Below are 24,428 nucleotides of genomic sequence, written 5' to 3'. Positions count from 1 at the left end.
CTCAGGCCTCCAGTGCAGCGATGCCGGGCAGTTCCTTGCCCTCGAGGTACTCGAGGGAGGCGCCGCCGCCGGTGGAGATGTGCGAGAACCCGTCCTCGGGCAGGCCGAGCAGGCGCACCGCCGCGGCCGAGTCGCCGCCGCCGACGACGCTGAACGCGCCGGCGCGGGTGGCCTCGACGATCGCCTCGGCGACCCCCTTGGTGCCGGCCGCGAACTTCTCGAACTCGAACACGCCCATCGGGCCGTTCCAGAACACGGTCTTGGCGCCGGTGAGGTACTGGGCGAACCGGGCCACCGACTCGGGTCCGATGTCCAGGCCCATCCAGCCGTCCGGGATCTCGGTGACGGGCACCGTCTCGGCCTCGGCGTCGGCGGCGAACGCGTCGGCGACGACCACGTCCTGCGGGATGTGGATGACGTCGCCGAACCGCTCGAGCAGGCCCTTGCAGGTCTCGGTCATCGACTCCTCGAGCAGCGAGTTGCCCACCGAGATACCTTGCGCCGCAAGGAAGGTGAAGCACATGCCGCCGCCGATGACGAGGGTGTCGACCTTGGGGGCGAGGGCCTCGATCACGGCGAGCTTGTCGGAGACCTTCGAGCCGCCGAGCACCACCGCGTAGGGCCGCTCCGGATCGGCCGTGAGCTTGGCCAGCACCTCGACCTCGGCGGCGACGAGGTTGCCCGCGTAGTGCGGCAGCAGGTTCGCCACGTCGTACACCGACGCCTGCTTGCGGTGCACCACACCGAATCCGTCGGAGACGAACGCGCCGTCCTCGCCGACGAGTTCGACGAGCTCGCGCGCCAGCGCCTGCCGCTCCGCCTCGTCCTTGCTGGTCTCGCGCGGATCGAAACGGATGTTCTCGAGCAGGAGGATGTCGCCGTCGGTCAGGCCCTCCGAGCGGGCCAGCGCGTCCTGTCCGACGACGTCGCCGGCGAGCTGGACGTTGCGGCCGAGCACCTCACCGAGCTTCGCCGCGACCGGGGCGAGGGAGAACTTCGGATCGGGCTCGCCCTTGGGCCGGCCCAGGTGGGCGGTGACGACGACCTTCGCGCCCGCCTCGGCGAGCGCGGCGATCGTCGGGGCGGACGCGACGATGCGGCCGGGGTCGGTGATCGTCGCGCCGTCCAACGGGACGTTGAGGTCCGAGCGCACCAGCACGCCACGACCCTCGACGCCGGCGTCGAGCAGATCCTTCAGGGTCTGAACTGCCACTGTTCGACTGTCCTGTTCGGTCAGAGGGACTTCGAGACCAGGCCGATGAGGTCGACCAGGCGGTTGGAGTAGCCCCACTCGTTGTCGTACCAGGAGACGATCTTGACCTGGTCGTCGATGACCTTGGTCAGGCCGGCGTCGTAGATCGACGAGTGCGGGTCGGTGACGATGTCGGAGGAGACGATCTCGTCCTCGGTGTACTTGAGGATGCCCTTGAGCGGGCCCTCGGCGGCCGCCTTCATCGCCGCGTTGATCTCCTCGATGGAGGCGGGGGTGGCGAGGTTGGCGGTCAGGTCGGTGACCGAGCCGGTCGGGATCGGCACGCGCAGGGCGTAGCCGTCGAGCTTGCCGACCAGCTGCGGCAGGACGAGGCCGATGGCCTTGGCGGCGCCGGTGCCGGTGGGCACGACGTTCAGGGCGGCGGCGCGGGCGCGGCGCAGGTCCTTGTGCGGGCCGTCCTGCAGGTTCTGGTCCTGGGTGTAGGCGTGGACCGTGGTCATCAGGCCCTTGACGATGCCGAAGCTGTCGTCGAGGACCTTGGCGATCGGGCCGAGGCAGTTGGTGGTGCACGAGGCGTTGGAGATGATGTTCTGGCTGCCGTCGTACTTGTCGTCGTTGACGCCCATCACCACGGTGAGGTCCTCACCCTTGGCGGGCGCCGAGATGATCACCTTCTTGGCGCCGGCGTCGAGGTGGCCCTTGGCCTTCGACGCGTCGGTGAAGATGCCCGTCGACTCGACGACGACGTCCACGCCCAGGTCGCCCCACGGCAGCGCGGCCGGGCCTTCCTTGACCTCGAGCGCCTTGATGCGGTGGTCACCGACGACGATGGTGTCCTCACCGTCGAGGCTGACGTCCTGCGGCAGGCGGCCGAGGATCGAGTCGTACTTGAGCAGGTGGGCCAGAGTCGCGTTGTCGGTGAGGTCGTTGACCGCGACGATCTCGATGTCGGTGGTGCCGAGCGCCCTCTGCGCCTCGACAGCCCGGAAGAAGTTACGTCCGATACGACCGAAGCCGTTCACGCCTACCCGGACAGTCACAATTACGCTCCTTTGCCCATCTCTGCTGGTTGTGCCAGTGGTGCCCACCGCGGTGCCGGAGACATCGGCGCCGGTCGGCAGGACTCATCGGTCGATGTGACCCCTACCCTATCTGCGGGGCCGGCGGGGCGCGGCAGGAGGCCCGGGGCGGCGCGGCCGCCGCCCGGGGCCGGCCGGCTAGGCCTCGTCGAGCAGCTCCGGGGTCACCGCGGATTCGGTGTCCGGGATGCCGAGATCCTTGGCCCGGCGGTCCGCCATGGACAGCAGCCGGCGGATGCGTCCGGCGACGGCGTCCTTCGTCATCGGCGGGTCGGCGAGCTGGCCCAGTTCCTCGAGCGACGCCTGCCGGTGCTGCACGCGCAGGGCACCGGCCGCGGCGAGGTGGTCGGGCACGTCGTCGCCGAGGATCGCCAGGGCCCGCTCGACGCGGGCGGCCGCGGCCACCGCGGCGCGCGCGGAGCGGCGCAGGTTGGCGTCGTCGAAGTTGGCGAGCCGGTTGGCGGTGGCGCGGACCTCCCGCCGCATCCGGCGCTCCTCCCAGGTCAGCCGGGTGTCCTGGGCACCCATGTGGGTGAGCAGCGCGCCGATGGCGTCGCCGTCGCGGACGACGACCCGGTCGGCGCCGCGCACCTCGCGGGCCTTGGCGGCGATGCCGAGGCGCCGGGCGGCGCCGACGAGCGCGAGCGCGGCCTCCGGGCCCGGGCAGCTGATCTCGAGGGCGGACGAGCGGCCCGGCTCGGTGAGCGAGCCGTGGGCGAGGAATGCGCCGCGCCACGCCGCCTCGGCGTCGGCGATGCTGCCGCCGACGACCTGCGCGGGCAGGCCGCGGACCGGGCGGCCGCGCACGTCGAGCAGACCGGTCTGGCGGGCCAGGGCCTCGCCCTCCTTGGCGACGCGCACCACGTAGCGCGAGCTCTTGCGCAACCCGCCGGCGCCGAGGACGTGCACCTCCGCGGAGTAGCCGTAGAGCTCGAAGATCTCGCGGCGCAACCGGCGGGCGATCGACCCGAGGTCCACCTCGGCCTCCACGACGACACGGCCCCCGACGATGTGCAGCCCGCCGGCGAAGCGCAGGAGGGCGGACACCTCGGCCTTGCGGCTGCTGGTGCGGGTGACCGCCAGCCGGCTCAGCTCGTCCTTGACCTCCGCTGTCATTGCCACGTGGGGATCTCCCTTCCGTCCCGCTGCGCGAGGTCCCGGGGGCGGGCCGCGTCGGGCAGGTGTTGAGCCAGGACCGCCGCCAGCTTGGCGGGGTCGTGTCGGTGGGTGCCGGTCTCCGCCACGTCGGCGTAGACCACCTGGGCGCCGAATCCGGCGGCGGCCCGGCACAGGTGTTCGCGTTCCCGGCCCTCGGGCACCGATGCGGAGTCGACCACCACGTGGTCGACCCGGAACTCCGGGGCGTGCTGGGCCAGCACGTGCAGGTGCCGCTCGGAGGAGAACCCGGCGGTCTCCCCCGGTTCGGCGGCCAGATTGAGCACCAGCACCTTGCGGGCCGGCGCCGTCACCAGCGCCTCGAGCAGGTCGGGGACGAGCACGTGCGGGATGACGCTCGAGAACCACGAGCCGGGCCCGAGCACGACGAGGTCGGCGGCGCCCACCGCGTCGAGCGCGTCGGGACACGCCGGGGGGTCGGCCGGGATCAGCCGCACGCGCCGGACCTTGCCGGGGGTGGTGGCGACGGCGACCTGCCCCCGGATGATGCGGCTGGCCCGCGGATCCGATTCGAGGCCGGACACGTCCGCCTCGATGTCGAGGGCGATCGGCGACATCGGCAGTACCCGGCCGCGCACCTCGAGCAGTTCGGCGACGCGGTCGAGGGCGGCCACGGGATCGCCGAGGACCTCGGTCAGCCCGGCCAGGATGAGATTGCCCACCGAGTGGCCCGCGAGCGCGCCGGTGCCGCCGAACCGGTGCTGCACCGTCTCGGTCCAGGTGTGCACCCCGGGGGTGTCCGCGGCCAGCGCGGCCAGCGCCATGCGCAGGTCGCCGGGCGGGATGACGCCGAGTTCGGCGCGCAGCCGGCCGGAGGAACCGCCGTCGTCGGCGACGGTGACGACGGCGGTGACGCGGTCGCTGAGCCGGCGGACGGCGCTGAGCGTGGCGTACAGGCCGTGGCCGCCGCCCAGGGCCACGATCGACGGATTCGGCGCGGTGCCCTGCCCGCCGGCCGGGCCGCCGGTCCCGGGCGCCGGGGCCGCGGAACCGGGCCCCGTCATTCGCGCCCCAGATCCCGGTGCGCGACGTGCACCGACAGCGTCGGGTCGGCGTCGAGCCGCGCGGCGAGCGCCTCGCTCATCGCCACGCTGCGGTGCTTGCCACCGGTACAGCCCACCGCGATCGTCATGTAACGCTTCCCCTCCCGGCGGTAACCGGCCGTGGTCAGTTCGAGCAGCCGATGATAGGTCTGCAGGTATTCCTGCGCCCCGTCCCGGCTCAGCACGTAGTCGCGGACGTCGACGTCCTGGCCGGTGTGCGGACGCAGCTCGGGCACCCAGTGCGGGTTGGGCAGGAACCGCACGTCGCACACCACGTCCGCGTCCATCGGCAGACCGTACTTGAATCCGAACGATTCCACGGTGACCCGGATCGAGTCGGCGTCGCCGTCGCCGAACGCGGACTCGATCTTGCGGCGCAGTTCCGGACCGGACAGCGACGACGTGTCGACCACCAGATCGGCGGCGGCCTTGACCGCGGCGAGCTGGGCGCGTTCGGTGGCGATGCCGTCGGTGAGGGTGCGGTCGGCGGCGTCGGCCTGCAGCGGGTGGCTGCGGCGGACCTGCTCGAAACGACGCACGAGGACCTCGTCGGTGGCCTCGAGGAACAGCACGCGGGTGCGCACGGGCCGGGCGGCCAGTTCGGTGACGACCCAGCCGAGGTCGCCGGTGAACAGGCGGCTGCGTACGTCCATGACCACGGCGAGGCGCTGCAGCGGCGGGTCGGCCCGCACCGCGAGATCGACCATCGAGGTGACCAGCTGCGGGGGCAGGTTCTCGGCGACGAACCAGCCGAGATCCTCGAGGGCCGTCGCGGCGGTGCTCAGACCGGCCCCGGACAGGCCCGTGACCAGGGCGACCTCCGCCCGCGGGCGGTGGTCGTCCCGGGGCCGGGGCCGAGGCTGCGCCGTCTCCGCCTCGTGTGTCACAGTTCCGACTCCGTTCGTCCGCCCGACACGCCGACGGTGCCATCATCACCCACCGGCGTGTCCGGCGCAGCCTCACCCGCCGGGGCCGGCGCGGTGTCCGGGACGTCGCCGCGCAGGGCGTCGAGCACGGCGCGAGCGGTGGCGACGCCGATGCCGGGGACCGCGGTGATCTCCTCCACGGTCGCCTCCCGCAGCCGGGCCACCGACCCGAAGTGCGCGACGAGCGCGTTGCGGCGGGCCTGCCCGAGCCCGCGCACCCCGTCGAGCGCGGAAGCGGTCATGCGCCGGGACCGCTTGCTGCGGTGGTAGGTGATGGCGAAGCGGTGCGCCTCGTCCCGGACCCGCTGCAGCAGGTACAGCGATTCGCTGGTGCGGGGCAGGATGACCGGGTCCTCCTCCCCCGGCACCCAGACCTCCTCGAGCCGCTTGGCCAGTCCGATCACCGCGACGTCGGTGATGCCGAGTTCGTCGAGCACCTCCGCCGCGGCGGCGACCTGCGGGGCACCGCCGTCGACGACGTACAGATTCGGCGGGTACGCGAAGCGGCGGGGCCGCCCGGTGGCCGGATCGAGCGCGGCCTCCGGGGCGAGGTCGCCGCCGTCACCGTCGCGGGCCGCGACCGGGTCACCGTCGCGGGCCGCGGCCGGGTCACCGCCGGCCGCGGCGAGGTCCCGGTTGTGCCGCAGGAACCGGCGCCGGGTCACCTCGGCGATGGAGGCGACGTCGTCGGAGCGGCCGTCGCCGGCGGCCTCGCGGATGGCGTAGTGCCGGTAGTCCGCCTTGCGGGGCAGGCCGTCCTCGAACACCACCAGCGACGCGACGACGTCGGTGCCCTGCACGTGGCTGATGTCGACACACTCGATGCGCAGCGGCGCCGAGTCCAGGTCAAGGGCCTCCTGGATGCCCTGCAGGGCGGCCGAGCGGGCGGTGAAGTCGCCGGCGCGGCGCAGCTTGTGCTGGGTCAGGGCCTCGTGCGCGTTGCGCTGCACGGTCTCGGCGAGGGCTTTCTTGTCGCCGCGCTGCGGCACCCGCAGCCGCACCGGGCCGCCGCGCAGGGTGCCGAGCCAGCGGCTCATCTCCTCCGGCTCGGGCGGCAGGGCGGGCACGAGCACCTCGCGGGGCACGGCGCTGCCCGCCGGTTCGGCGCCGGCCGCCGACAGGGCGGCCTCCTCGCCGTAGAACTGGGTGAGGAACTGCTCGACCAGCAGCGACAGTTCCGTCTCGGCGGTGCCGGAGGCACCCGCCGCGTCCTCGGGCCGGTCCACCACGTCGCCGGACTTCTCCACCACCCAGCCCCGCTGGCCGCGCACGCGGCCGCCGCGCACGTGGAACACCTGCACGGCCACCTCGAGGTCGTCGCCGGCGAAGGCGACGAGGTCGGCGTCGGTGCCGTCGCCGAGCACCACCGCCTGCTTCTCCAGGGCGCGGCGCAGCGCACCGAGGTCGTCGCGCAGCCGCGCGGCGGTCTCGAAGTCGAGGTCCTCGGCGGCGGCCTGCATGCGCTGTTCGAGGTCGCGGACCAGCTTGTCGGTGCGGCCGGCGAGGAAGTCGCAGAAGTCCTCGACGATGCGCCGGTGCCCGGCCGCGTCGACACGGCCCACGCACGGTGCCGAGCACTTGTCGATGTAGCCGAGCAGGCACGGGCGGCCGATCTGCGCGTGCCGCTTGAACACTCCGGCCGAGCAGGTGCGGGCCGGGAACACCCGCAGCAGCAGATCGAGGGTCTCGCGGATGGCCCAGGCGTGGGAGTAGGGACCGAAGTACCGCACGCCCCTGCGGCGCGGCCCGCGGTAGACGAACAGCCGTGGGTACTCCTCGTTCAACGTCACCGCGAGCATGGGGTAGGTCTTGTCGTCGCGGTAGCGGACGTTGAACCGGGGATCGAACTCCTTGATCCAGTTGTACTCGAGCTGCAGCGCCTCGACCTCGGTGCCCACGACCGTCCACTCGACGGACCCGGCGGTGGTCACCATCTGCCGGGTCCGCGGGTGCAGCGACGCGACGTCGGCGAAATACGAGTTCAGCCGCGACCGCAGGCTCTTGGCCTTGCCGACGTAGACGACGCGGCCGTGCGGATCGCGGAACTTGTACACCCCCGGCTCCACCGGGACGGTGCCGGGGGCAGGGCGGTAGGTCGAGGGGTCGGGCACGGGTCCAGGCTAGTCGGCCGAGCCGACACCCCCGCCGTACCGCTGTTCGAGCTCGCGGAACGCGGCCAGCGCCGCGACGGCGTGCTCGCCGTCGCGGGCCTGCACAGCGACGACGGGCACGTACTCGTCCTGCGGCAGCTCGAGCCGGGGCCACGGCTTGCCCTGGGGGAAGGTCATGCCCCGCACCTGGTCCCAGCCGAACGCCTTCTCACCGAGGACGTTGCGCACCACCACGCCGGACGCCCCGGCACGCAACCGGGGCCGGGTCAGCAGCAGCACACTGCCGGAGACGACGACGCCGACACAGACGATGGCGATCTGGTCGGCGACGCGCAGGTTCACGCCGGTGTCGCCGCCGGCGCGCAGCACGAGCGCGGCCCCGATGTGGCCGAGCATGAGCACGATCGCCGCGACGATCGCCCACCGGGACATCTTGCGGCTGCGGACCTCGAGGTCCCAGCGAGTGTCGGCGGCGGAGGTCACCGCGCGGCCCCGCGCAGCCGCCGCAGGGTCACGGCGGTGTCGAGGGCGGCAGCGCACGCCTGCCCGCCCTTGTCCTCGACGGAGCCGGGCAGTCCGGCCCGGTCGATCGCCTGCTGCTCGTCGTTCGTGGTGAGGACCCCGTTGCCGACGGGGGTGCCCTCGTCCAGCGCGATGCGGGTGAGCCCGTAGGTGACGGCGTCGCACACGTACTCGAAATGGGGGGTCCCGCCGCGGATCACGACGCCGAGGGCGACGACCGCGTCGTGGGTGCGGGCCAGCTGCTGGGCGACGACCGGCAGCTCGATCGCGCCGGCGACACGTTCGAGGGTGACGTCGGTGACGCCGGCCTGCTCGGCGACGCGCTGCGCCCCGGCGACGAGCGCCTCGGAGATCTCGGCGTGCCAGCGGCCGGCGACGATGGCCAGCCGCAGCCCGGCCGCCTCGGACAGCTGCAGCTCGGGCAGTCCTTCGCCGCTCATCTACGCGTCCCCCGCCTCGTAGTCGTCCAGGCCGATCAGGTCGTGACCCATGCGGTCCCGCTTGGTGCGCAGGTAGGTGATGTTCTCGGAGTTCGCGCGCAGCGGCATCGCCACCCGCTCGGTGATCTGCAGCCCGTAGCCGTCGAGGCCGACCCGCTTGGCGGGGTTGTTGGTCAGCAACCGCATCGACGAGATGCCCAGGTCCACGAGAATCTGCGCGCCGATGCCGTAGTCGCGGGCGTCGGCGGGCAGGCCGAGCTGCAGGTTCGCGTCCACGGTGTCCGAGCCGGAGTCCTGCAGCTGGTAGGCCTGCAGCTTGTGCATCAGGCCGATGCCGCGGCCCTCGTGCCCGCGCATGTACAGCACCACACCGCGGCCCTCCATGGCCACCATCTCGAGTGCGGCGTCGAGCTGCGGGCCGCAGTCGCACCGCAGCGAGCCGAACACGTCGCCGGTCAGGCACTCCGAGTGCACCCGCACGAGCACGTCGGCACCCTCACCGTCCGGGCCGGGGATGTCGCCGAGCACCAGCGCGACGTGCTCGACCTCGTCGTAGACGCTCTGGTAGCCGACGGCGGTGAAGTCGCCGTGCCGGGTGGGGATGCGGGCCTCGGCGATGCGCACGACGTGCTTTTCGTGCTTGCGGCGCCAGGCGATCAGGTCGGCGATGGAGATCAGGGCGAGCTTGTGCTCGTCGGCGAAGACCCGCAGTTCCTCGGTCTGAGCCATGTGGCCCTCGTCCTTCTGCGAGACGATCTCGCAGATCACGCCGGCCGGGCGCAGGTCGGCCATGCGGGCGAGGTCGACGGCGGCCTCGGTGTGGCCGGGCCGGCGCAGCACGCCGCCCTCCTTGGCGCGCAGCGGCACCACGTGCCCGGGGCGGGTGAAGTCCTGTGCGGTGCTGTTCGGATCGGCGAGCAGCCGCATCGTGGTGGCCCGGTCCGAGGCGGAGATGCCGGTGCCGATCCCTTCCCGCGCGTCGACGGTCACGGTGTAGGCGGTGCCGTGCTTGTCCTGGTTGGTCGAGTACATGGGGGGCAGGCCGAGGCGATCGCAGTCCTCCCCGGCCAGCGGCACGCACAGGTACCCGGAGGTGTAGCGCACCATGAACGCCACCAGTTCGGGAGTGGCCTTCTCGGCTGCGAAGATGAGGTCGCCCTCGTTCTCGCGGTCCTCGTCGTCGACCACGACGACCGCCTTGCCGGCTGCGATATCGGCGATCGCGCGCTCGATGGTGTCGAACCTCGTCACTTGCGTGGGCTCCAAAATCTCGTGTACGGACAAACTGATTGCCGAGTTCAACAGTACGACTCAGCGGCCGGCGGCCTGCAGCCGCTCCACATACTTCGCGATGACGTCGACCTCGAGGTTGACGAGCGTGCCGGGGGCGGCGCTGCCCAGGGTGGTCAGCGACAGCGTGGTCGGGATCAGGGAGATCTCGAACCACTCGTCGCCGGGCTCGCCGCCGAGCGCGGAGACGGTCAGCGAGACCCCGTCCACCGTGATCGAGCCCTTGTGCACCACGTACCGGGACACGTCGGCAGGCAACGAGATCCGCACCACGGTCCAGTTCTCCGACGGGGTGCGCGAGAGCACGGTGCCGGTGCCGTCGACGTGGCCCTGGACCAGGTGCCCGCCGAGGCGGCTGTTCAGCGCGGCGGCCCGCTCGAGGTTGACGCGGCTGCCGGGACCGAGCTGCGACAGGCTCGAACGGTCGAGGGTCTCCTTCATCACATCGGCGGTGAAGGAGTCGCCGCCCGGGACGTCGACGACGGTCAGGCACACACCGTTGACGGCGATGGAGTCGCCGTGGCCGGCGTCGGAGGTCACGACGGGTCCGCGGACGGTGAACCGCGCCGCGTCGGCCAGGTCCTCCCGCGCGACGATCTCGCCCAGTTCCTCCACGATCCCGGTGAACACAGCTCGCTCCTCACTCCCGGTCGGGGACCAGGGTCAGCAACACGTCGGCGCCGACGGTTTCGACGCGCTCCCGACGAAACCGTAGCGCCTCGGCGATCGTGCGCACGCCGGCGTCCCGCACTGCGGACGGTCCGGACCCGAGCAGCACCGGCGCGAGATAGGCCTGGATGCGGTCGACCCGGCCCGCGGCGAGGAACGCACCGGCCAGGCGCGGGCCGCCCTCGAGCAGCACGTCCACCCAATCCGCGAGCGCGCCGAGCACCTCGTCCGGATCGTGGGTGCGCAGCACCAGGGTGGGCGCGGCATCATCGAGAACTCTTGCGGTCTTCGGGATCTCGCTCCTGCCGACGACCACGCGCAGGGGCTGGTGCGGGGCCAGCGAGCCGTCCGGCAGCCGGGCGGTCAACCACGGGTCGTCGGCGAGGACGGTGCCGGTGCCGACGACGATCGCGTCGAGCCGCGAGCGCTCGGCGTGCACGCGGGCGCGTGACTGCGGGCCGGAGATCCAGCGGCTGGTGCCGTCGGCGGCGGCGCTGCGCCCGTCCAGGCTCGCGGCGTACTTCCACGTCACGTGGGGCCGTCCCGTGCGCTGCCGGTGCAGCCAGGCACGCAGGGCTCCCGCCTCGGCGGGCTCGGCGCCGAACCCGCCGTGCACCCGCACGCCGCCGTCCCGCAGCGTCCGCGCACCCCCGGCCGCCGCCGGGTGGGGATCGGCCACCGCGTAGTAGACGGCGGCGACGCCGGCGCGCAGCAGGGCCTGCGCGCACGGACCGGTACGGCCGGTGTGATTGCACGGCTCCAGGGTCACGACGGCGGTGCCGCCGCGGGCCCGCTCCCCGGCCGCCTCGAGTGCGACGACCTCGGCGTGGGGGCCGCCCGGCGGCCGGGTCGCCCCGACCCCGGCGACCTGTCCCGCCGCGTCGAGGATCACCGCGCCGACGGGCGGGTTGGGGCTGGTGGTGCCGCGCACCGACTCCCCGGCGTCGAGCGCGAGGCGCAGTGCCGCCTCGAGCGGGGCACCGCTCACGGCCGCCTCGAGCGGTGCATCGCTCACGTGGCCAGGGTCAGGTGCGGGGAGGCGTGGGCGGCCCGTTCGCGCAGCTTGCGCACCGCCTCGCCCGGGTCGTCGGCCCCGTACACGGCCGACCCGGCGACGAAGCAGTCCACCCCGGCCTCGGCGGCCGCCTCGATGGTGTCGGCGTTGATGCCGCCGTCGATCTCGACGAGCAGGGTCAGCTCCCCGGCGTCGACGAGACGGCGGATCGCGCGGACCTTGTCGAGCACGTCGGGGATGAACGACTGGCCGCCGAAGCCGGGCTCGACGCTCATCACCAGCAGCGTGTCGAACTCCTTCAGGATCTCGAGGTAGGGCTCGAGCGGGGTGCCGGGCTTGACGCTCAGGCCGGCCTTGGCGCCGGCGGCCCGGATGTCGCGGGCGACGGCGACGGGATTCTCGGTGGCCTCGACGTGGAAGGTGACATTGTGCGCGCCCGCCTCGGCGTAGGGCGGCGCCCAGCGGCCCGGGTCCTCGATCATCAGATGACAGTCGAGTGGGATGTCGGTTGCCTTCAGCAGCGACTGCACCACCGGCAGGCCGAGGGTCAGGTTCGGCACGAAGTGCGCGTCCATGACGTCGACGTGCAGCCAGTGCGCGTCCGCGACTGCGGCGGCCTCGTCGGCCAGGCGCGCGAAATCCGCGGAGAGGATGGAGGGGGCGATCATCGGGTGGGCCACGTCCACCGAGTTTAACGGTCCCGCCGGCGGGGCCCGCCGCGCGTCGCGGCGCCCGCCCGCCCGGGGACAGGTTTTCATGACTTTCGACCCCTGGTTCGACCCTCTGGGCGATGCTTGAGTGGACGGTGGCGGGCCCGGATCCGCTGGGCCCGAAGCGGCAGTGGGGAGCGACGATGGCCACGCACACGGTGTGGGTTCGACCGATCGGCGAGGTGGGCGCGGAGGATGCGCCGACCGTGGGGGGCAAGTCCGCCAACCTCGGGGAGATGACCCGGGCCGGGTTCCCCGTGCCGCCCGCCTTCGCGATCACCACCGCCGCCTATCTCGATTCGATGGCCGCCGCGGGGGTGCGCGACCGGCTGCGCGCCGAGGCCGTCCCGGCCTCCGACATCGACGACGCGACGCTGATCCGCACCTCCGCGGAACTGGCCGCGCTGGTGACCGGGGCCGCGGTGCCCGACGAGATCCGCGCCGACATCGTCGCCGCCTACGAGAAGCTGGGCGTGGACGTGCCGGTGGCGGTGCGGTCCTCCGCGCCCGCCGAGGACGCCGCGGACACCTCGTTCGCCGGGATCCACGAGTCGTACACCAACATCGCCGGCGCCGACGCGGTGGTGCGCGCCGTGCAGGCGTGCTGGGCGTCGTTGTGGTCGGAGCGGGCCCGGACCTACCGGGGCCTGCGCGGGGTGACCGACGAACCGTCCATCGCCGTCGTGGTGCAGGTGATGGTGCGCTCGGAGGCCTCGGGGGTGGCGTTCACGGCCGACCCCCGCACCGGCGAGCTCGACCGCATCGTCGTCGAGGCCGCCCTCGGCCTCGGCGAGGTCGTCGTGGGCGGCCAGGTCGAGCCGGACACCTACGTCGTCGCCAAGGACGGCTTCGCCGTGCTCGACGTGCATCTCGGGCATCAGGAGTTCCAGATCGCCTCCACCGACACCGGCGACAGCCGCGTCGCGGTCGATTCGTCGCGGCAGACGCGGGTGCTCGACGAGGAGCAGCTCGAGAAGGTCGCGCGGCTCGCCGCGGGCGTCGAGCAGCACTACGGCCGGCCGCAGGACCTCGAGTTCGCGTTCGCCGAGGGCGAGCTGTGGATCGTGCAGACCCGCCCGATCACCACCCTGGGGATGCCCGGGGCCGCCGCGGCGTCCGGCAACGGGCAGGCGACACCGCTGCTGACCGGGCTCGGCGCCGGCCCCGGCCGGGCGACCGGACGGGTCCGGGTGCTGCAGGAACTGGTCGACGGCAAGCGCCTGACCGAGGGGGAGATCCTCGTGGCCCCGATGACGCGGCCCGACTGGCTGCCGATCCTGCGCCGCGCCGGGGGCATCGTCACCGACGGTGGCGGCATCACCTGTCACGCCGCGATCGTCGGCCGCGAACTCGGCAAGCCCGTCGTCGTCGGCGCCCGCACCGCGACGCAGGACCTGCGGGACGGCCAGGTGATCACGGTGGACGGCGATGCCGGCGTCGTGTTCGACGGGGAGGTCCGCGCCGACCGGCCGACCGCGGCGCAGACCGCCGCCCCGGCGGCCGCGGCCCCCTCCCCGACCGTCACCGCGACGGCCGTGTACGTCAATCTCGCCACCCCCGACGCCGCGCAGGCCGTCGCCGCCACCGACGTCGACGGGGTGGGGCTGCTGCGGGCGGAGTTCATGATCACCGAGGCGCTCGCCGGGGAGCATCCCGCCTACATGATCGCGCAGGGCCGGCGCGAGGAGTACGTGTCGAAGATGGCCGAGGGCGTCGCGCGGATCGCGGCGGCCTTCGCCCCGCGGCCGGTGGTGTACCGCGCAATCGACCTGCGCAGCAACGAGTTCGCGAACCTGAAGGGGGGCGAGGTGGAGCCGGACGAGGAGAACCCGATGATCGGGTACCGCGGCTGCTTCCGCTACGTGCGCGATCCCGAGCTGTTCTCGCTCGACCTCGACGTCCTGCACCGCGTGCGCGCGCAGCACCCCAACGTGCACCTGATGATCCCGTTCGTGCGCACCCGTTGGGAACTGAGGGAGTGCCTGGCCCAGCTCGACGCGCATCCGCTCGGCCCGGATCGCCGGATGCTGCGCTGGATCATGGCCGAGGTGCCGTCGGTGGTGTACTGGCTGCCCGAGTACGCGAAGCTCGGCATCCACGGCGTGTCGATCGGCAGCAACGACCTGACCCAGCTCGTGCTCGGCGTCGACCGCGACTCCGAGGTGTGCAAGGATCTGTTCGACACGCTCGACCCGGCGGTGCTGGACGCGATCGACCACATCATCGAGCGGGCGTCGGCGGCCGGCCTGACCACGTCGCTGTGCGGGCAGGCCGTCTCCACCAGCACGGAACTGGCCGAGCATCTCGTGCGCCGGGGCATCACGTCGGTGTCGGTGACGCCGGACGCGGCGGCGCAGACCCGGCGCACGGTGGCGCAGGCCGAGCAACGGATCGTCCTGGACCGTGCACGGCACGAGCACTGACCGCGTCGTGCGCTCCGAGCGAGCGGACCATGCCGTCGGCCGCTCGGGACCGCCCTGACGGGGGGAACGATCCGGTCGCTCGGGGCGTCACCGCTGCCGCGCGAGGACGTCGAACCGCTCGACGTCGTCGCGGCGGCAGACCTGGCTGCCCGGGGTGAGCAGGGCCGCCGAGCCCGCCGCGATGCCGAGCGCCAGGGCGTCGCGCAGCGAGCGGCCCCGCAGCAGGCCCACGACCAGCCCGGCGACCATGCTGTCGCCGGCGCCCACGGCGCTGCGCACGGGCACGTCCAGGGCCTTCAGCCGGGCGGTGGTGTCGGCGGAGACGAGCAGCGCCCCCTCCGGCCCGAGGGACACCACCACGACCTCGGCGACGCCGGCGTCGACGAGTTCGTGGGCGGCCGCGGCCTGTTCGTGCGGGGTGCGCAGTTCCCGGCCCACCCATTCGCGCAGCTCCCGCAGGCTCGGCTTGACCAGGTGCACGCCCGACTTGATGCGGCGCAGTGCGTCCCCCGACGAGTCGAGGACGAAGCGCGCACCGGCGTCGGTGGCGGCGTCGGCCACGCGCTGGACGAACTCGCCCGGCACGCCCGGCGGAAGGCTGCCGCTGGCGACGACGTACCGTGCGCCGGTGGCGGTCTCGACGAGCAGGTCCAGGCACCGTTCCTGGTCCTCCACGCTCAGCTCCGGGCCGGGCAGCACGAACCGGTACTCGTGGCCGGTGCTGCGTTCGATCGCCGTGAACGACTCGCGGGTCATGCCGTCGATGTCGATGCGCCGGCTGTCGACACCCCCGGCGGCCAGCAGCGCCGAGAGCGTATCCCCGGTCGGACCGCCGGCCGGATACACCGCCCCGGCCGACACGCCGAGCACCCCGGCGACCTTCGCGACGTTGATCCCGCCTCCCCCGGCCTCGAGCCGCGGCGCCTCGCAGCGCAGTTTGCTGGTGGGCCGCACCTCGGCGGTGTAGGTGGTCACGTCGAGCGCCGGGTTCATGGTCAGGGTGACGATGTCGGGCACGACGTGCCTCCTGCAGGGAGCGGCCGGGTTGCGTCCGACCGTATCCGAGCGCGGACCGATTCTTCCGGCGTTCGCGCCACAGGCTCGCGGATCAGCCCGCCGGTGTACGCAGCGCGGCCATGAACATCGCGTCGGTGCCGTGCCGGTGCGGCCACAGTTGCACGGACGGGCCGTCGCCGAGACGCGGCACGCCGGGTACGAGCTCGCGCGTGTCGAGCTGCTCGACCTGGTGCCGACGGACGGCGTCGGCGACGACGGCGAGGGTCTCGGAGGTGTGCGGGGAGCACGTCGCGTACAGCACCACGCCGCCGGGCCGCAGCAGGCCGATCGCCGAGGCGAGGAGCTGTTTCTGCAGCCGCACCAGCTCGGCGACGTCGCCGGGGCTGCGACGCCACCGCGATTCGGGCCGGCGCCGCAGGGCGCCCAGCCCGGTGCACGGCGCGTCGACCAGGATGCGGTCGTAGCCGGACCCGAGGCCGGGATCGCGACCGTCGGCGACGTGCACCGTGACCGGGAGGCCGCGGGTGGCCTTGCGGATCAGCTCGGCGCGGTGCTCGACCGGCTCGACGGCGTCGACGGTGAAGCCGTCGATGTCCGCCAGCGCGCCGAGCAGGGCGGCCTTGCCGCCGGGACCGGCACACAGGTCCAGCCACCGGCCGTGGTCGGGTCCGTCGAGCGGGGCGAGCGTGAGCGCCCGCGCCACCAGCTGGCTGCCCTCGTCCTGCACGCCGGCCATGCCCTCGCGCACGGGGTCGAGCTTGCCGGGGTCGCCGCCGCCGTCGAGATGCACGGCGTAGGGCGACCAGGGGCCGATCTCCCCGCCGGTGGCCAGCGCGAGCTCCTCCGCGGTGATCACCCCCGGACGAGCCACCAGGTGCACCACCGGCCGGGCGTCGTCCGCCGCGAGCACCTCCTCGAGCTCCCCGGCGTCGGGACCGAGCGCGACCGCGAAGGCCTTCGCGATCCACTCCGGATGCGCATACCGGAATGCCAGGTGTCCCACGGGGTCACGAGCCGGGTCGGGGGCGAGCTCGACGATCCACTGTTCCTCGGGCTTCTCCGCGACGCGCCGCAGCACCGCATTGACGAATCCGGACTTGCCGTGGCCGAATTCGCTGCGGACGATGTCGACGCTCGTCGCGACGGCCGCGTGCGGGGCGATGCGGGTGCGCAGCAGCTGGTACGTGCCCAGCCGCAGGGTGTCCAGCAGCGCCCCGTCGATCTCGGTGACGGGCCGGTTGGCGCACGCGGCGATCACGGCGTCGAGCAGACCCTGGGCGCGGGCGGCGCCGTACGTCAGCTCGGTGGCCAGGGCGGCGTCGCGACCGTCGAGACGCCGCTCCCGCAGCAGCGCCGGCAGCACCAGGTTGGCGTAGGCGTCGCGCTCCCGGACCGCGCGCAGCACGTCGCGGGCGGCGAGACGGGCCTGGTCGAGGCCGGCCTCCGCGGGGGACGGCCGGCGGGCCTGCCGAGGCTTGTTGTTGCGGTCGCCGGGTCCGCGGCGCGAGCGGCGGGCGGGGCGTCGGGACTCGGTCACTGGGCGCGTACCTCCGGGTCGAGCCGGGCGCCGCGAACCCAGTCCGCGGCCGCCATCGTCTTCTTGCCGGGCGGCTGGACCTGCCCGAGCCGCACGGCGGTGCTGCCGGTGCCGACGAGGACACCGTCCTTGCGGGCCAGGATCTGCCCGGGCGCGAGGGTCTCCTCGGTGCCGGTCACGGGCCCGAGCTTGACGCGCAGGTCGCCGATCATCGTCCAGGCACCGGGTGCGGGCGTGACCGAACGGATGTGGCGGTCCACGAGGTGCGCGGGCCGGTCCCAGCTCACGCGGGCCGACTCGACCGTGACCTTGGGGGCGTGCGAGACGCCGTCCGTGGGCTGCGGCACGGCCGTGAGCACCCCGTCCTCGAGACCGTCGAGAGTCGATTCGAGGAGCGCGGCACCGGAATCGGCGAGCCGGGCGAGCAGATCCCCCGCCGTGTCGGCGGGCCGGATCGTCTCGGTGACCACCCCGTAGACCGGGCCGGTGTCCAGGCCCTCCTCGAGCCGGAACGTGCTCGCGCCGGTCACCTCGTCCCCCGCGGCGAGCGCGGCCTGCACGGGCGCGGCGCCGCGCCACGCGGGCAGCAGCGAGAAGTGCAGATTCACCCAGCCGAACTTCGGGATGTCGAGCACCGGTTGCGGGATGAGCGCGCCGTAGGCGACGACCGGGCAGCAGTCGGGGGCGAGTTCGGTCAGCCGGGCCACGAAGTCGGGGTCGCGCGGCCGCTCCGGGGTGAGGACCTCGATGCCGTGGTCGTCGGCGAGCCGCCCCACGGCCGAGCGGACGACACGCCGCCCGCGGCCGGCGGTGGTGTCGGGCCGGGTCACCACCGCGACCACCTCGTGGCGCGGCGAGTCGAGCAGGCGGCGCAGCGACGGTACGGCCGGTTCGGGGGTCCCGGCGAACACCAGCCGCACGTCAGCGGCCCGTCCGCGCGCGAGGAGCGAGGCCCCGGCCCCGGGAGGCGGACTGCGCTGGGCCGACCGAACTGTTCACGAATGCTGCTCCCGGATCTCGACGACGAATGGTGCCCTCAGTCTAGGGACCGGGCCTGCGGGCGGTGACAGCCGTCCGCGAACCCGAGGGGTCGGGCCGGACGTGACGAATCCCGGCAACCGCCGTGCAGCGTCGATAGGCTGAGCCGATGGCAGAGACGCGAGAACGGATGGCACGGTCCCCCCGTGTGCGCTCGGCGGACCCCGCGGGCGTGCCCTGGCCGGCGGCGCAGGAGCAGGACGTGGTCCTGGTGGACACCACGTGGGGCGAGCTGCAGCCGCTGCAGTGCGCGCCCGGGGTGGTGACCGTCGGTGAGCTGGAACTGACGGAGCTGGTCGCGAACGGAGCCGTGCTCGTCGACACCCGTGTCCCGGACTCGCGCAAGGGCAGGTCCATTCCGGGCGCGGTCAACCTGCCGCACGGCCGGATCACGGAGCTGCGGGACCGGCTCGATCCGTCCCGGGTGTCGATCCTGTTCTGCAACGGCCCGCAGTGCCCGCAGTCCCCGATGGCGATCCGGGAGCTGCTCGAGGCGGGATATCCGGCGTCCTCGCTGGCGTACTACCGCGGTGGCCTGCACGACTGGGTGACGTTGGCGATGCCGCTCGAGCAGGTGGACTGATCTGCGGGGCGAGCCGCGCTCCGCGGCGCGCCTCCCAGGCCCGGGCGGCCAGCGCGGCGAAACCGACGTAGCCCCAGCCGAGCAGCACGTCGACCACGTAGTGTTCGCCGCCGTAGACGAGCGTGAAGGCCATGGCGAGCGGGAACGCCACCAGCAGCGCCCGCATCCAGCCGCGCCGCGCTATCGGCCACAGGGCGACCGCCACGAGCAGCGCGAACGCCGAGTGCAGCGACGGCAGCGCGGCGACCGGGTTGCCCTGCGCCTCCAGCCATCGGGTGCCGACGTCGATCGGCACCACCCCGAAACCGAAGCCGGTGACCCGCCCGACGCCGTCCGGCAGCACGCCCACCTCGGAGGCGTACCACGGTGGGGCCGCCGGCACGAGGATGTAGGTGATCAGTCCGAAGTACGACAGGAGCAGCACCCGTCGCATGTACCCGGCCCAGCGTGACCGCGAGTACAGGTACAGCAGGGCCGCGAGCAACCACGGCACGAGAAAATGGCTGGTGTAGACGACGGCGGTGATCATGGTCCAGCCGGGCCGCTCCCCGTCCGCGCCGAGCAGGCGTTCCTGCAGCCACACCGTCGGGACCGTGCCGCCGAACAGCCAGCTCTCCACGGCGACCGGTTCGTGTACCCGCACGGGCAGGCCGAGTTCGTCGGCGATGCCGCGGGTGTGGTCGTAGACCACGAGCGCCGCGACCAGGGGCAGCCAGTCGACGACGACGCGCACGTGCCCGCGCCACGGCCGGTCGATCGCGAAGGCGATCAGCCCGGCGACGATCCAGGCCGCCTGGTACACCCGGTCGGCGGGGATGCCCATCGTGACGACGGTGCCGATCAGCGCAGCGAGGTACACGCACCGCGCGGCCACCCGGAGGTACTGGCGCGGCGACACCAGCTGCGGCGCCCGCATCACCGCGAGAGCGCGTCCCGGAAGCGAGGGGGGGTTCACCGCTACCTCCCTTCGGCGCGCTGTCCCGGGCGCCGGTGACCGTCGTCCGCAGGGGCTCGTGCCGCCCGCATACCCATGATCGGGGCACCGGGCACGCCCCGGGGGCGGATCGGGTCAGGAGTTGCTCTCGATGATCAGTTCGGGGATGCCCGTGCCGAGCGGCACCGGGACGCACTCGCCGAGGGCGTACCGCTCGGGGGCGAGCGCGTGCCGGATCACGGTGAGCGAGAACGGGTCGTACACCATGTTGAAGTGCCCGGTCTGATCCGGTGGGCACAGGTCCTGGATCATCAGGTTGACCGCCCCGGGTCCGCGCAGCGCCACGTTGGTGGACGGCTGGATGACCTCGTCGACGCGGGATCCGATGGTGGTGTAGCGGACGCCGGGAACGGTGTCGACCGGGGTGTTGAGTTCGGTGAGCAGTTCCGAACCCTGCAGTTGCTGCGCGAGGGCCACCGAGAAGAAGTCCTCGACCGCGTCGGTGGCGCCGGGAGCGGCCACGGCCGCGGTGCCGAGCCCGTAGAAGGTGCCACCGTAGCTCGGCGAGGCCACGCCCACCCAGCGGTCCACGACGGCCGATCCGCCGAGGCGGTTGACGTAGTACCGCGCGACGGTGGCGCCCTGCGAGTAGCCGAGGAGATCGACCTTGTCGGCGCCGGTGTCGGCGCGCACACGCTCGACGAACCCGCCGAGCTGCGCGGCGCTGACCCGGATGTCCCCGGTGCCGTAGTCGTCGGCACCGTCGGCCTTTCCGTAGTCGAGAGCGAAGACGCACCAGCCGGCGTCGGCGAGCATCGGGGCGACCGCGGCCCAGTCCGAGTAGGAGTTGGAGTCGGTGCCGTGGGCGAGGACCACCGGCCGCGGATGGTCCGGGGCGGGCACGCACCCGAAGTCGTTCGACCGCGCCGGCGCCGCCCCGGGGTGGTCTTCGGCGTAGCCGGCGGCCTGGGCATGCGTGGTGGCGACGGGGCCCGGGGTGACGGGCACGAACGCTGTCGATCCCGAGGGCGCGGCGCCCGCGCCGGTGACGGACACGGCGGCCACGGCCGCCGCACCGGCCAGCGCTGCAACGATCCTGCGTGTGCCGTTCACGGCCCCTCCCTTCCGGTCCGCCCGTGCCGGTCCGCACCGTCCGCCACTGGTTCGGTTCACCAGGATCGACCCTGCCCCTGTGATTTATCGTGACACAGTCGCCCTCTCGCGGCATACCGTCTTTCTGCAGGTGGCGGGCGGTTCTGCCGTCCTGTCGCACGGCAGGGTCCTCGCCCTCTCGGGGCACCCGGCCGGGCGGGACACAGCCGGCGCGCACCGTCCCGGCCGGGAGAGACGACGGCCGTCACCCGATGCGCAGCGGATCGATCTGCACCCGCAGCGCGCCCTCACCACGGCGGGCACTGCGGGCGGCCTGCGCCTCGCGCAACGCCCGGCCGAGGGCGAGGCCCCGACCGCGCGGCACCCGGATCACCATGCGCTGCACCTCGTCCGGCTCGGGATCGTCGGCCCCGAACGGTAACCGCTCCCCCGGCGGCAACGGCACCGGACCGAGCACCTCCGCCTCCGGCGGCAGCGTCGCGGCGGCCAGCAGGTCGGCGACCGCGGCCGCGGTGCCGTCGACCGCGGCCATGTGCACCGCGGGCGGGAAACCGACCTCGGCGCGCTCGGCGAGCTGGGACTGCGCGTGCCCGATCGGGTCCCACCGCACCAGCGCCTGCACGGTGGGAATGCCGGAGTCGGCCACGACGACGACCTGGCCGCCGTCGGCGAAGGGCCGCACCAGCGACGACGCGGTGAGCCAGCGGCGCATCGTCTCCTCGGCGGCCCGCAGGTCCGCGCGGCCGAGCAGCGCCCACCCGTCGAGCAGCAGCGCCGCGCCGTACCCGCCGGCGGTGACGGGCTCGGCACCCACGGTGGCGACGACGAGCGCAGGCCCCTCCGGGGCGGTGGCCTTGACCTCCGCCCCGCCGGAGGTGACCACCGGGACACCGGGAAAGGCCCGGCCGAGTTCCTCCGCGGTGCGCCCGGCGCCGACCACGACGGCGCGCAGCGCGCGGGCGCCGCACGCGTGGCAACGATGGGTGGCGTCGGTGATGCCGCACCACCGGCAGGCGGGCGTCGCGGCGCCGTCCGGGCCGGCCGCCTGCGGCAACGCGAGCGGGCCGTTGCAGTGCCGGCAGCGGGCCGGGGTCCGGCACTTGGCGCACGCCAGCGCGGGCACGTAGCCGCGGCGTGGCACCTGCACCAGCACCCCCCGGTCGGCCTTCAGGGCGGCGCGGGCGGCGGCGAACGCGATGGCCGGCAGGCGGGCGGCGCGGGCGGCGGGATCGCGTGCGAGCGCCTGGTCGCTGTCGGCGAGCGCAGTGATCTTCGGAGCGCAGGCCCGGACGACGTCGCGGGGCGCGGAGAGGTCGTGGGCCCACCCGGCGTCGACGAGGGCCTGGGTCTCGGCGGTGCGGGCGTGCCCGGCCAGGACGACGGCGGCGCCGGCGGCGTGGGCCCGCAGCAGCGCCACCTCCCGCGCGTGCGGGTACGGCGCGCGCGGCTCGGAGTGCAGGTCGTCGCCGTCGTCCCACACCACGATCAGCCCGACGGCCGGGGTGGGGGCGAACACCGCGGCCCGGGTCCCGACGACGATGCGGGCGGTGCCGCGCAACGCGGCGAGCCAGCGCCGGTAGCGCACGGCCGGACCGAGCCCTGCGGCGAGCCCGACGACGCAGTCGGCGCCGGCGAGGTCGGTACAGGCCGCCACGACCCGGTCGAGGTCGCGCTGATCGGGTACCACGAGCACCGCGGCGTGCCCGGTGGCGGCGACCGACGCGGCGAGTTCGGCCAGGCGGCGGGGCCAGTCCTCCCCCGGCAGCGCCTGCCAGGCCGCGCGGGGGGTGCGGCCGGCGGCGAGGGCGTCGAGGAAGTTCTCGCCGTGCCGGTACCGGGCCCAGGCGGCCCGGTCGACCTCCGGCGCGGCGGGCGGTGCGGCGGGCGGCGGGTCCTCCGCCTCGACCCGCGCGTGCCGCGGCGGCACCGCCAGCCGCAGCACGTCGGCGCGGGTGCCGGCGTAGCGGGCGGCGACCGCGTCGGCGAGGGCGGCGATCTCCGGGGTCAGCACGACCTCCGGGGAGACGATCCGGTCGAGCCAGCCGAGCCGGCCGGTGTGCTCGCTGCTCGGGGCCCGGGCCAGCAGGAAGCCGTCGACGAGCCGGCCGGCGAACCGGACGCGCACCCGCACGCCCACCCGCGCCTCGGCATCGAGCTCACGCGGGATCAGATAGTCGAACTCGCGGTCGAGATGCGGCAGCGGCAGCAGCGGCAGGATCCGCGCCACCGGATCCGTCTCGGCGGCGGTCCTGTCGGTGGCCACCCGGACCCCTGACGGGGCGGGTTACAGACCGGCGGCGGCGCGCAGCTTCTCGGCCCGGTCGGTGTTCTCCCACGGCAGGTCGATGTCGGTGCGGCCGAAGTGCCCGTACGCGGCGGTCTGCGCGTAGATCGGACGCAGCAGGTCCAGGTCCCGGATGATCGCGCCGGGCCGCAGATCGAACACCTCGGTGATCGCCTGCTGGATCCGCGCCGGGTCGGTCTTCTCGGTGCCGAAGGTCTCGACGAACAGCCCCACCGGGGCGGCCTTGCCGATCGCGTACGCCACCTGCACCTCGAGCCGGCCGGCCAGGCCCGCTGCCACGGCGGTCTTGGCCACCCAGCGCATCGCGTAGGCCGCCGAGCGGTCCACCTTCGACGGGTCCTTGCCCGAGAACGCGCCGCCACCGTGACGGGCCATGCCGCCGTAGGTGTCGACGATGATCTTGCGGCCGGTCAGGCCCGCATCGCCCATCGGGCCGCCGAGCACGAACGACCCGGACGGGTTCACCAGCAGCCGCACCTCGGCGGTGTCGAGCCCGGCCAGGCTCGGATCCGCCAGCACCGCCTCGACGACGTGGGTGCGCAGATCCGGGGTGAGCAGGTTGTTCAGGTCGATGTCCGCCGCGTGCTGGGTGGAGATCACCACCGTGTCCAGCCGCACCGGCCGGTCACCGTCGTACTCGATGGTGACCTGGGTCTTGCCGTCCGGCCGCAGGTACGGCAGCACCCCGGTCTTGCGGACCTCGGTGAGCCGGCGCGAGAGCCGGTGCGCCAGCGCGATGGGCAGCGGCATCAGTTCCGGGGTGTCCGAGCAGGCGTAGCCGAACATCAGGCCCTGGTCGCCGGCGCCCTGCAGCGCCACCTCGTCGTCGGTGAGCACCCCGGAACGCGCCTCGTGCGAGACGTCGACGCCGCCGGCGATCTCCGGGGACTGCGCGCCGATGGCGATGTTCACCCCGCAGGAGTTGCCGTCGAAACCCTTCGAGGACGAGTCGTACCCGATCTCGAGGACCCGGTCGCGCACGATCTTCGGGATGTCCGCGTAGGCCGAGGTGGTGACCTCGCCGACCACGTGCACCTGCCCCGTGGTCACGAGGGTCTCGACCGCGACACGGGCGCGAGGGTCTTCGGTGAGCAGCGCGTCGAGGACGGAGTCGCTGATCGCGTCACAGATCTTGTCCGGGTGCCCCTCCGTCACGGACTCACTGGTGAAAAGCCGACCGCCGGTCTTGCTCACGGAACTCCCTCTCGACTGGTTGTGTCTAGCTCGAACGAACGAACTGATGTCAACGATATGGGCGACGCTACTGTTCCGGTCGCGCCGGCG

The 24,428-nt window shown here is 73.6% G+C and carries 20 protein-coding genes and 1 pseudogene; 2 read left to right on the top strand and 19 right to left on the bottom strand.

Annotated elements, in window-relative coordinates; genetic code table 11:
• Window position 1 precedes the first annotated feature (1 nt).
• From pgk to rpe, 12 genes are all read right to left on the bottom strand, one after another.
• On the bottom strand, window positions 2–1,213 hold the full coding sequence (gene pgk / locus KZJ41_RS14360; protein WP_006937693.1) for a phosphoglycerate kinase: 1,212 nt from the start codon (window positions 1,211–1,213) through the stop codon (window positions 2–4).
• A 20-nt stretch (window positions 1,214–1,233) separates the two neighbouring features.
• Window positions 1,234–2,253 carry a type I glyceraldehyde-3-phosphate dehydrogenase gene (gene gap / locus KZJ41_RS14355; RefSeq protein ID WP_006937692.1) on the bottom strand — a complete coding sequence of 340 codons (1,020 nt, stop codon included), beginning with the start codon at window positions 2,251–2,253 and terminating at the stop codon, window positions 1,234–1,236.
• A gap of 177 nt (window positions 2,254–2,430) precedes the next feature.
• Entirely contained in the window at window positions 2,431–3,408 is a 978-nt protein-coding gene (gene whiA / locus KZJ41_RS14350; protein WP_170914087.1) for a DNA-binding protein WhiA, read from the bottom strand.
• Window positions 3,405–4,472, bottom strand: a complete 1,068-nt coding sequence (gene yvcK / locus KZJ41_RS14345; protein ID WP_029543623.1) for a uridine diphosphate-N-acetylglucosamine-binding protein YvcK — start codon at window positions 4,470–4,472, stop codon at window positions 3,405–3,407. The genes whiA and yvcK overlap by 4 nt, the downstream gene beginning before the upstream one ends.
• Window positions 4,469–5,323, bottom strand: a complete 855-nt coding sequence (rapZ, locus tag KZJ41_RS14340; RefSeq protein ID WP_170914089.1) for an RNase adapter RapZ — start codon at window positions 5,321–5,323, stop codon at window positions 4,469–4,471. Before rapZ ends, yvcK begins: the two co-directional genes overlap by 4 nt.
• Before the next feature lie 71 nt (window positions 5,324–5,394).
• Window positions 5,395–7,548 carry an excinuclease ABC subunit UvrC gene (gene uvrC, locus KZJ41_RS14335; protein WP_251550933.1) on the bottom strand — a complete coding sequence of 718 codons (2,154 nt, stop codon included), beginning with the start codon at window positions 7,546–7,548 and terminating at the stop codon, window positions 5,395–5,397.
• A 9-nt stretch (window positions 7,549–7,557) separates the two neighbouring features.
• Complete coding sequence (locus KZJ41_RS14330) at window positions 7,558–8,031, bottom strand: PH domain-containing protein (RefSeq protein ID WP_083662509.1); 474 nt, start codon at window positions 8,029–8,031, stop codon at window positions 7,558–7,560.
• Window positions 8,028–8,510, bottom strand: coding sequence for a 6,7-dimethyl-8-ribityllumazine synthase (gene ribH / locus KZJ41_RS14325; protein ID WP_006937682.1), 483 nt, complete (start codon window positions 8,508–8,510; stop codon window positions 8,028–8,030). Before ribH ends, KZJ41_RS14330 begins: the two co-directional genes overlap by 4 nt.
• A complete protein-coding gene (locus KZJ41_RS14320; RefSeq protein WP_006937680.1) occupies window positions 8,511–9,761 on the bottom strand; it encodes a bifunctional 3,4-dihydroxy-2-butanone-4-phosphate synthase/GTP cyclohydrolase II in 1,251 nt (416 codons plus the stop codon).
• Window positions 9,762–9,821: 60 nt separating this feature from the next.
• On the bottom strand, window positions 9,822–10,430 hold the full coding sequence (locus KZJ41_RS14315; protein WP_006937678.1) for a riboflavin synthase: 609 nt from the start codon (window positions 10,428–10,430) through the stop codon (window positions 9,822–9,824).
• Window positions 10,431–10,440: 10 nt separating this feature from the next.
• Window positions 10,441–11,484 (bottom strand): bifunctional diaminohydroxyphosphoribosylaminopyrimidine deaminase/5-amino-6-(5-phosphoribosylamino)uracil reductase RibD, encoded by a 1,044-nt coding sequence (gene ribD, locus KZJ41_RS14310; RefSeq protein ID WP_231772842.1) that lies wholly within the window; start codon window positions 11,482–11,484, stop codon window positions 10,441–10,443.
• Complete coding sequence (gene rpe / locus KZJ41_RS14305; RefSeq protein WP_029543611.1) at window positions 11,481–12,164, bottom strand: ribulose-phosphate 3-epimerase; 684 nt, start codon at window positions 12,162–12,164, stop codon at window positions 11,481–11,483. Before rpe ends, ribD begins: the two co-directional genes overlap by 4 nt.
• Before the next feature lie 173 nt (window positions 12,165–12,337).
• Between rpe and ppsA the strand changes: the two genes are divergently transcribed.
• Window positions 12,338–14,617, top strand: a complete 2,280-nt coding sequence (ppsA, locus tag KZJ41_RS14300) for a phosphoenolpyruvate synthase (RefSeq protein ID WP_006937672.1) — start codon at window positions 12,338–12,340, stop codon at window positions 14,615–14,617.
• 87 nt (window positions 14,618–14,704) lie between these two features.
• Here ppsA and KZJ41_RS14295 read toward each other — a convergent pair whose 3' ends face one another.
• From KZJ41_RS14295 to fmt, 3 genes are all read right to left on the bottom strand, one after another.
• Window positions 14,705–15,634: a 1-phosphofructokinase family hexose kinase gene (locus KZJ41_RS14295; RefSeq protein ID WP_006937670.1), complete on the bottom strand. Its 930-nt coding sequence runs from the start codon at window positions 15,632–15,634 to the stop codon at window positions 14,705–14,707.
• Window positions 15,635–15,725: 91 nt separating this feature from the next.
• Window positions 15,726–17,171 carry an RsmB/NOP family class I SAM-dependent RNA methyltransferase gene (locus tag KZJ41_RS14290; RefSeq protein ID WP_006937668.1) on the bottom strand — a complete coding sequence of 482 codons (1,446 nt, stop codon included), beginning with the start codon at window positions 17,169–17,171 and terminating at the stop codon, window positions 15,726–15,728.
• Window positions 17,168–18,091, bottom strand: coding sequence for a methionyl-tRNA formyltransferase (gene fmt / locus KZJ41_RS14285; RefSeq protein WP_006937666.1), 924 nt, complete (start codon window positions 18,089–18,091; stop codon window positions 17,168–17,170). Before fmt ends, KZJ41_RS14290 begins: the two co-directional genes overlap by 4 nt.
• A 227-nt stretch (window positions 18,092–18,318) precedes the next feature.
• Between fmt and KZJ41_RS14280 the strand changes: the two are divergent.
• Window positions 18,319–18,699, top strand: a pseudogene (locus KZJ41_RS14280) (rhodanese-like domain-containing protein); the annotation flags it as partial.
• Here KZJ41_RS14280 and KZJ41_RS28510 read toward each other — a convergent pair.
• The 4 genes from KZJ41_RS28510 to metK form a co-directional block, all read right to left on the bottom strand.
• Window positions 18,599–19,747, bottom strand: a complete 1,149-nt coding sequence (locus KZJ41_RS28510; protein ID WP_029543608.1) for a phosphatase PAP2 family protein — start codon at window positions 19,745–19,747, stop codon at window positions 18,599–18,601. The pseudogene KZJ41_RS14280 and the gene KZJ41_RS28510 overlap by 101 nt on opposite strands.
• A 114-nt stretch (window positions 19,748–19,861) precedes the next feature.
• Complete coding sequence (locus KZJ41_RS14270; RefSeq protein ID WP_006937662.1) at window positions 19,862–20,839, bottom strand: triacylglycerol lipase; 978 nt, start codon at window positions 20,837–20,839, stop codon at window positions 19,862–19,864.
• Between the two features lie 244 nt (window positions 20,840–21,083).
• Window positions 21,084–23,102, bottom strand: coding sequence for a primosomal protein N' (locus KZJ41_RS14265; protein WP_065922579.1), 2,019 nt, complete (start codon window positions 23,100–23,102; stop codon window positions 21,084–21,086).
• A 21-nt stretch (window positions 23,103–23,123) separates the two neighbouring features.
• A complete protein-coding gene (gene metK / locus KZJ41_RS14260; RefSeq protein WP_006937654.1) occupies window positions 23,124–24,338 on the bottom strand; it encodes a methionine adenosyltransferase in 1,215 nt (404 codons plus the stop codon).
• Window positions 24,339–24,428: the final 90 nt, after the last annotated feature.

Origin of the sequence: Rhodococcus sp. 11-3 (assembly GCF_023704055.1) — a bacterium.
GTDB classification, from domain to species: domain Bacteria; phylum Actinomycetota; class Actinomycetes; order Mycobacteriales; family Mycobacteriaceae; genus Rhodococcus; species Rhodococcus aetherivorans.
Note: the sequence above shows the minus strand (reverse complement) of the source record. Positions and strands in the feature narration are given on the sequence as shown.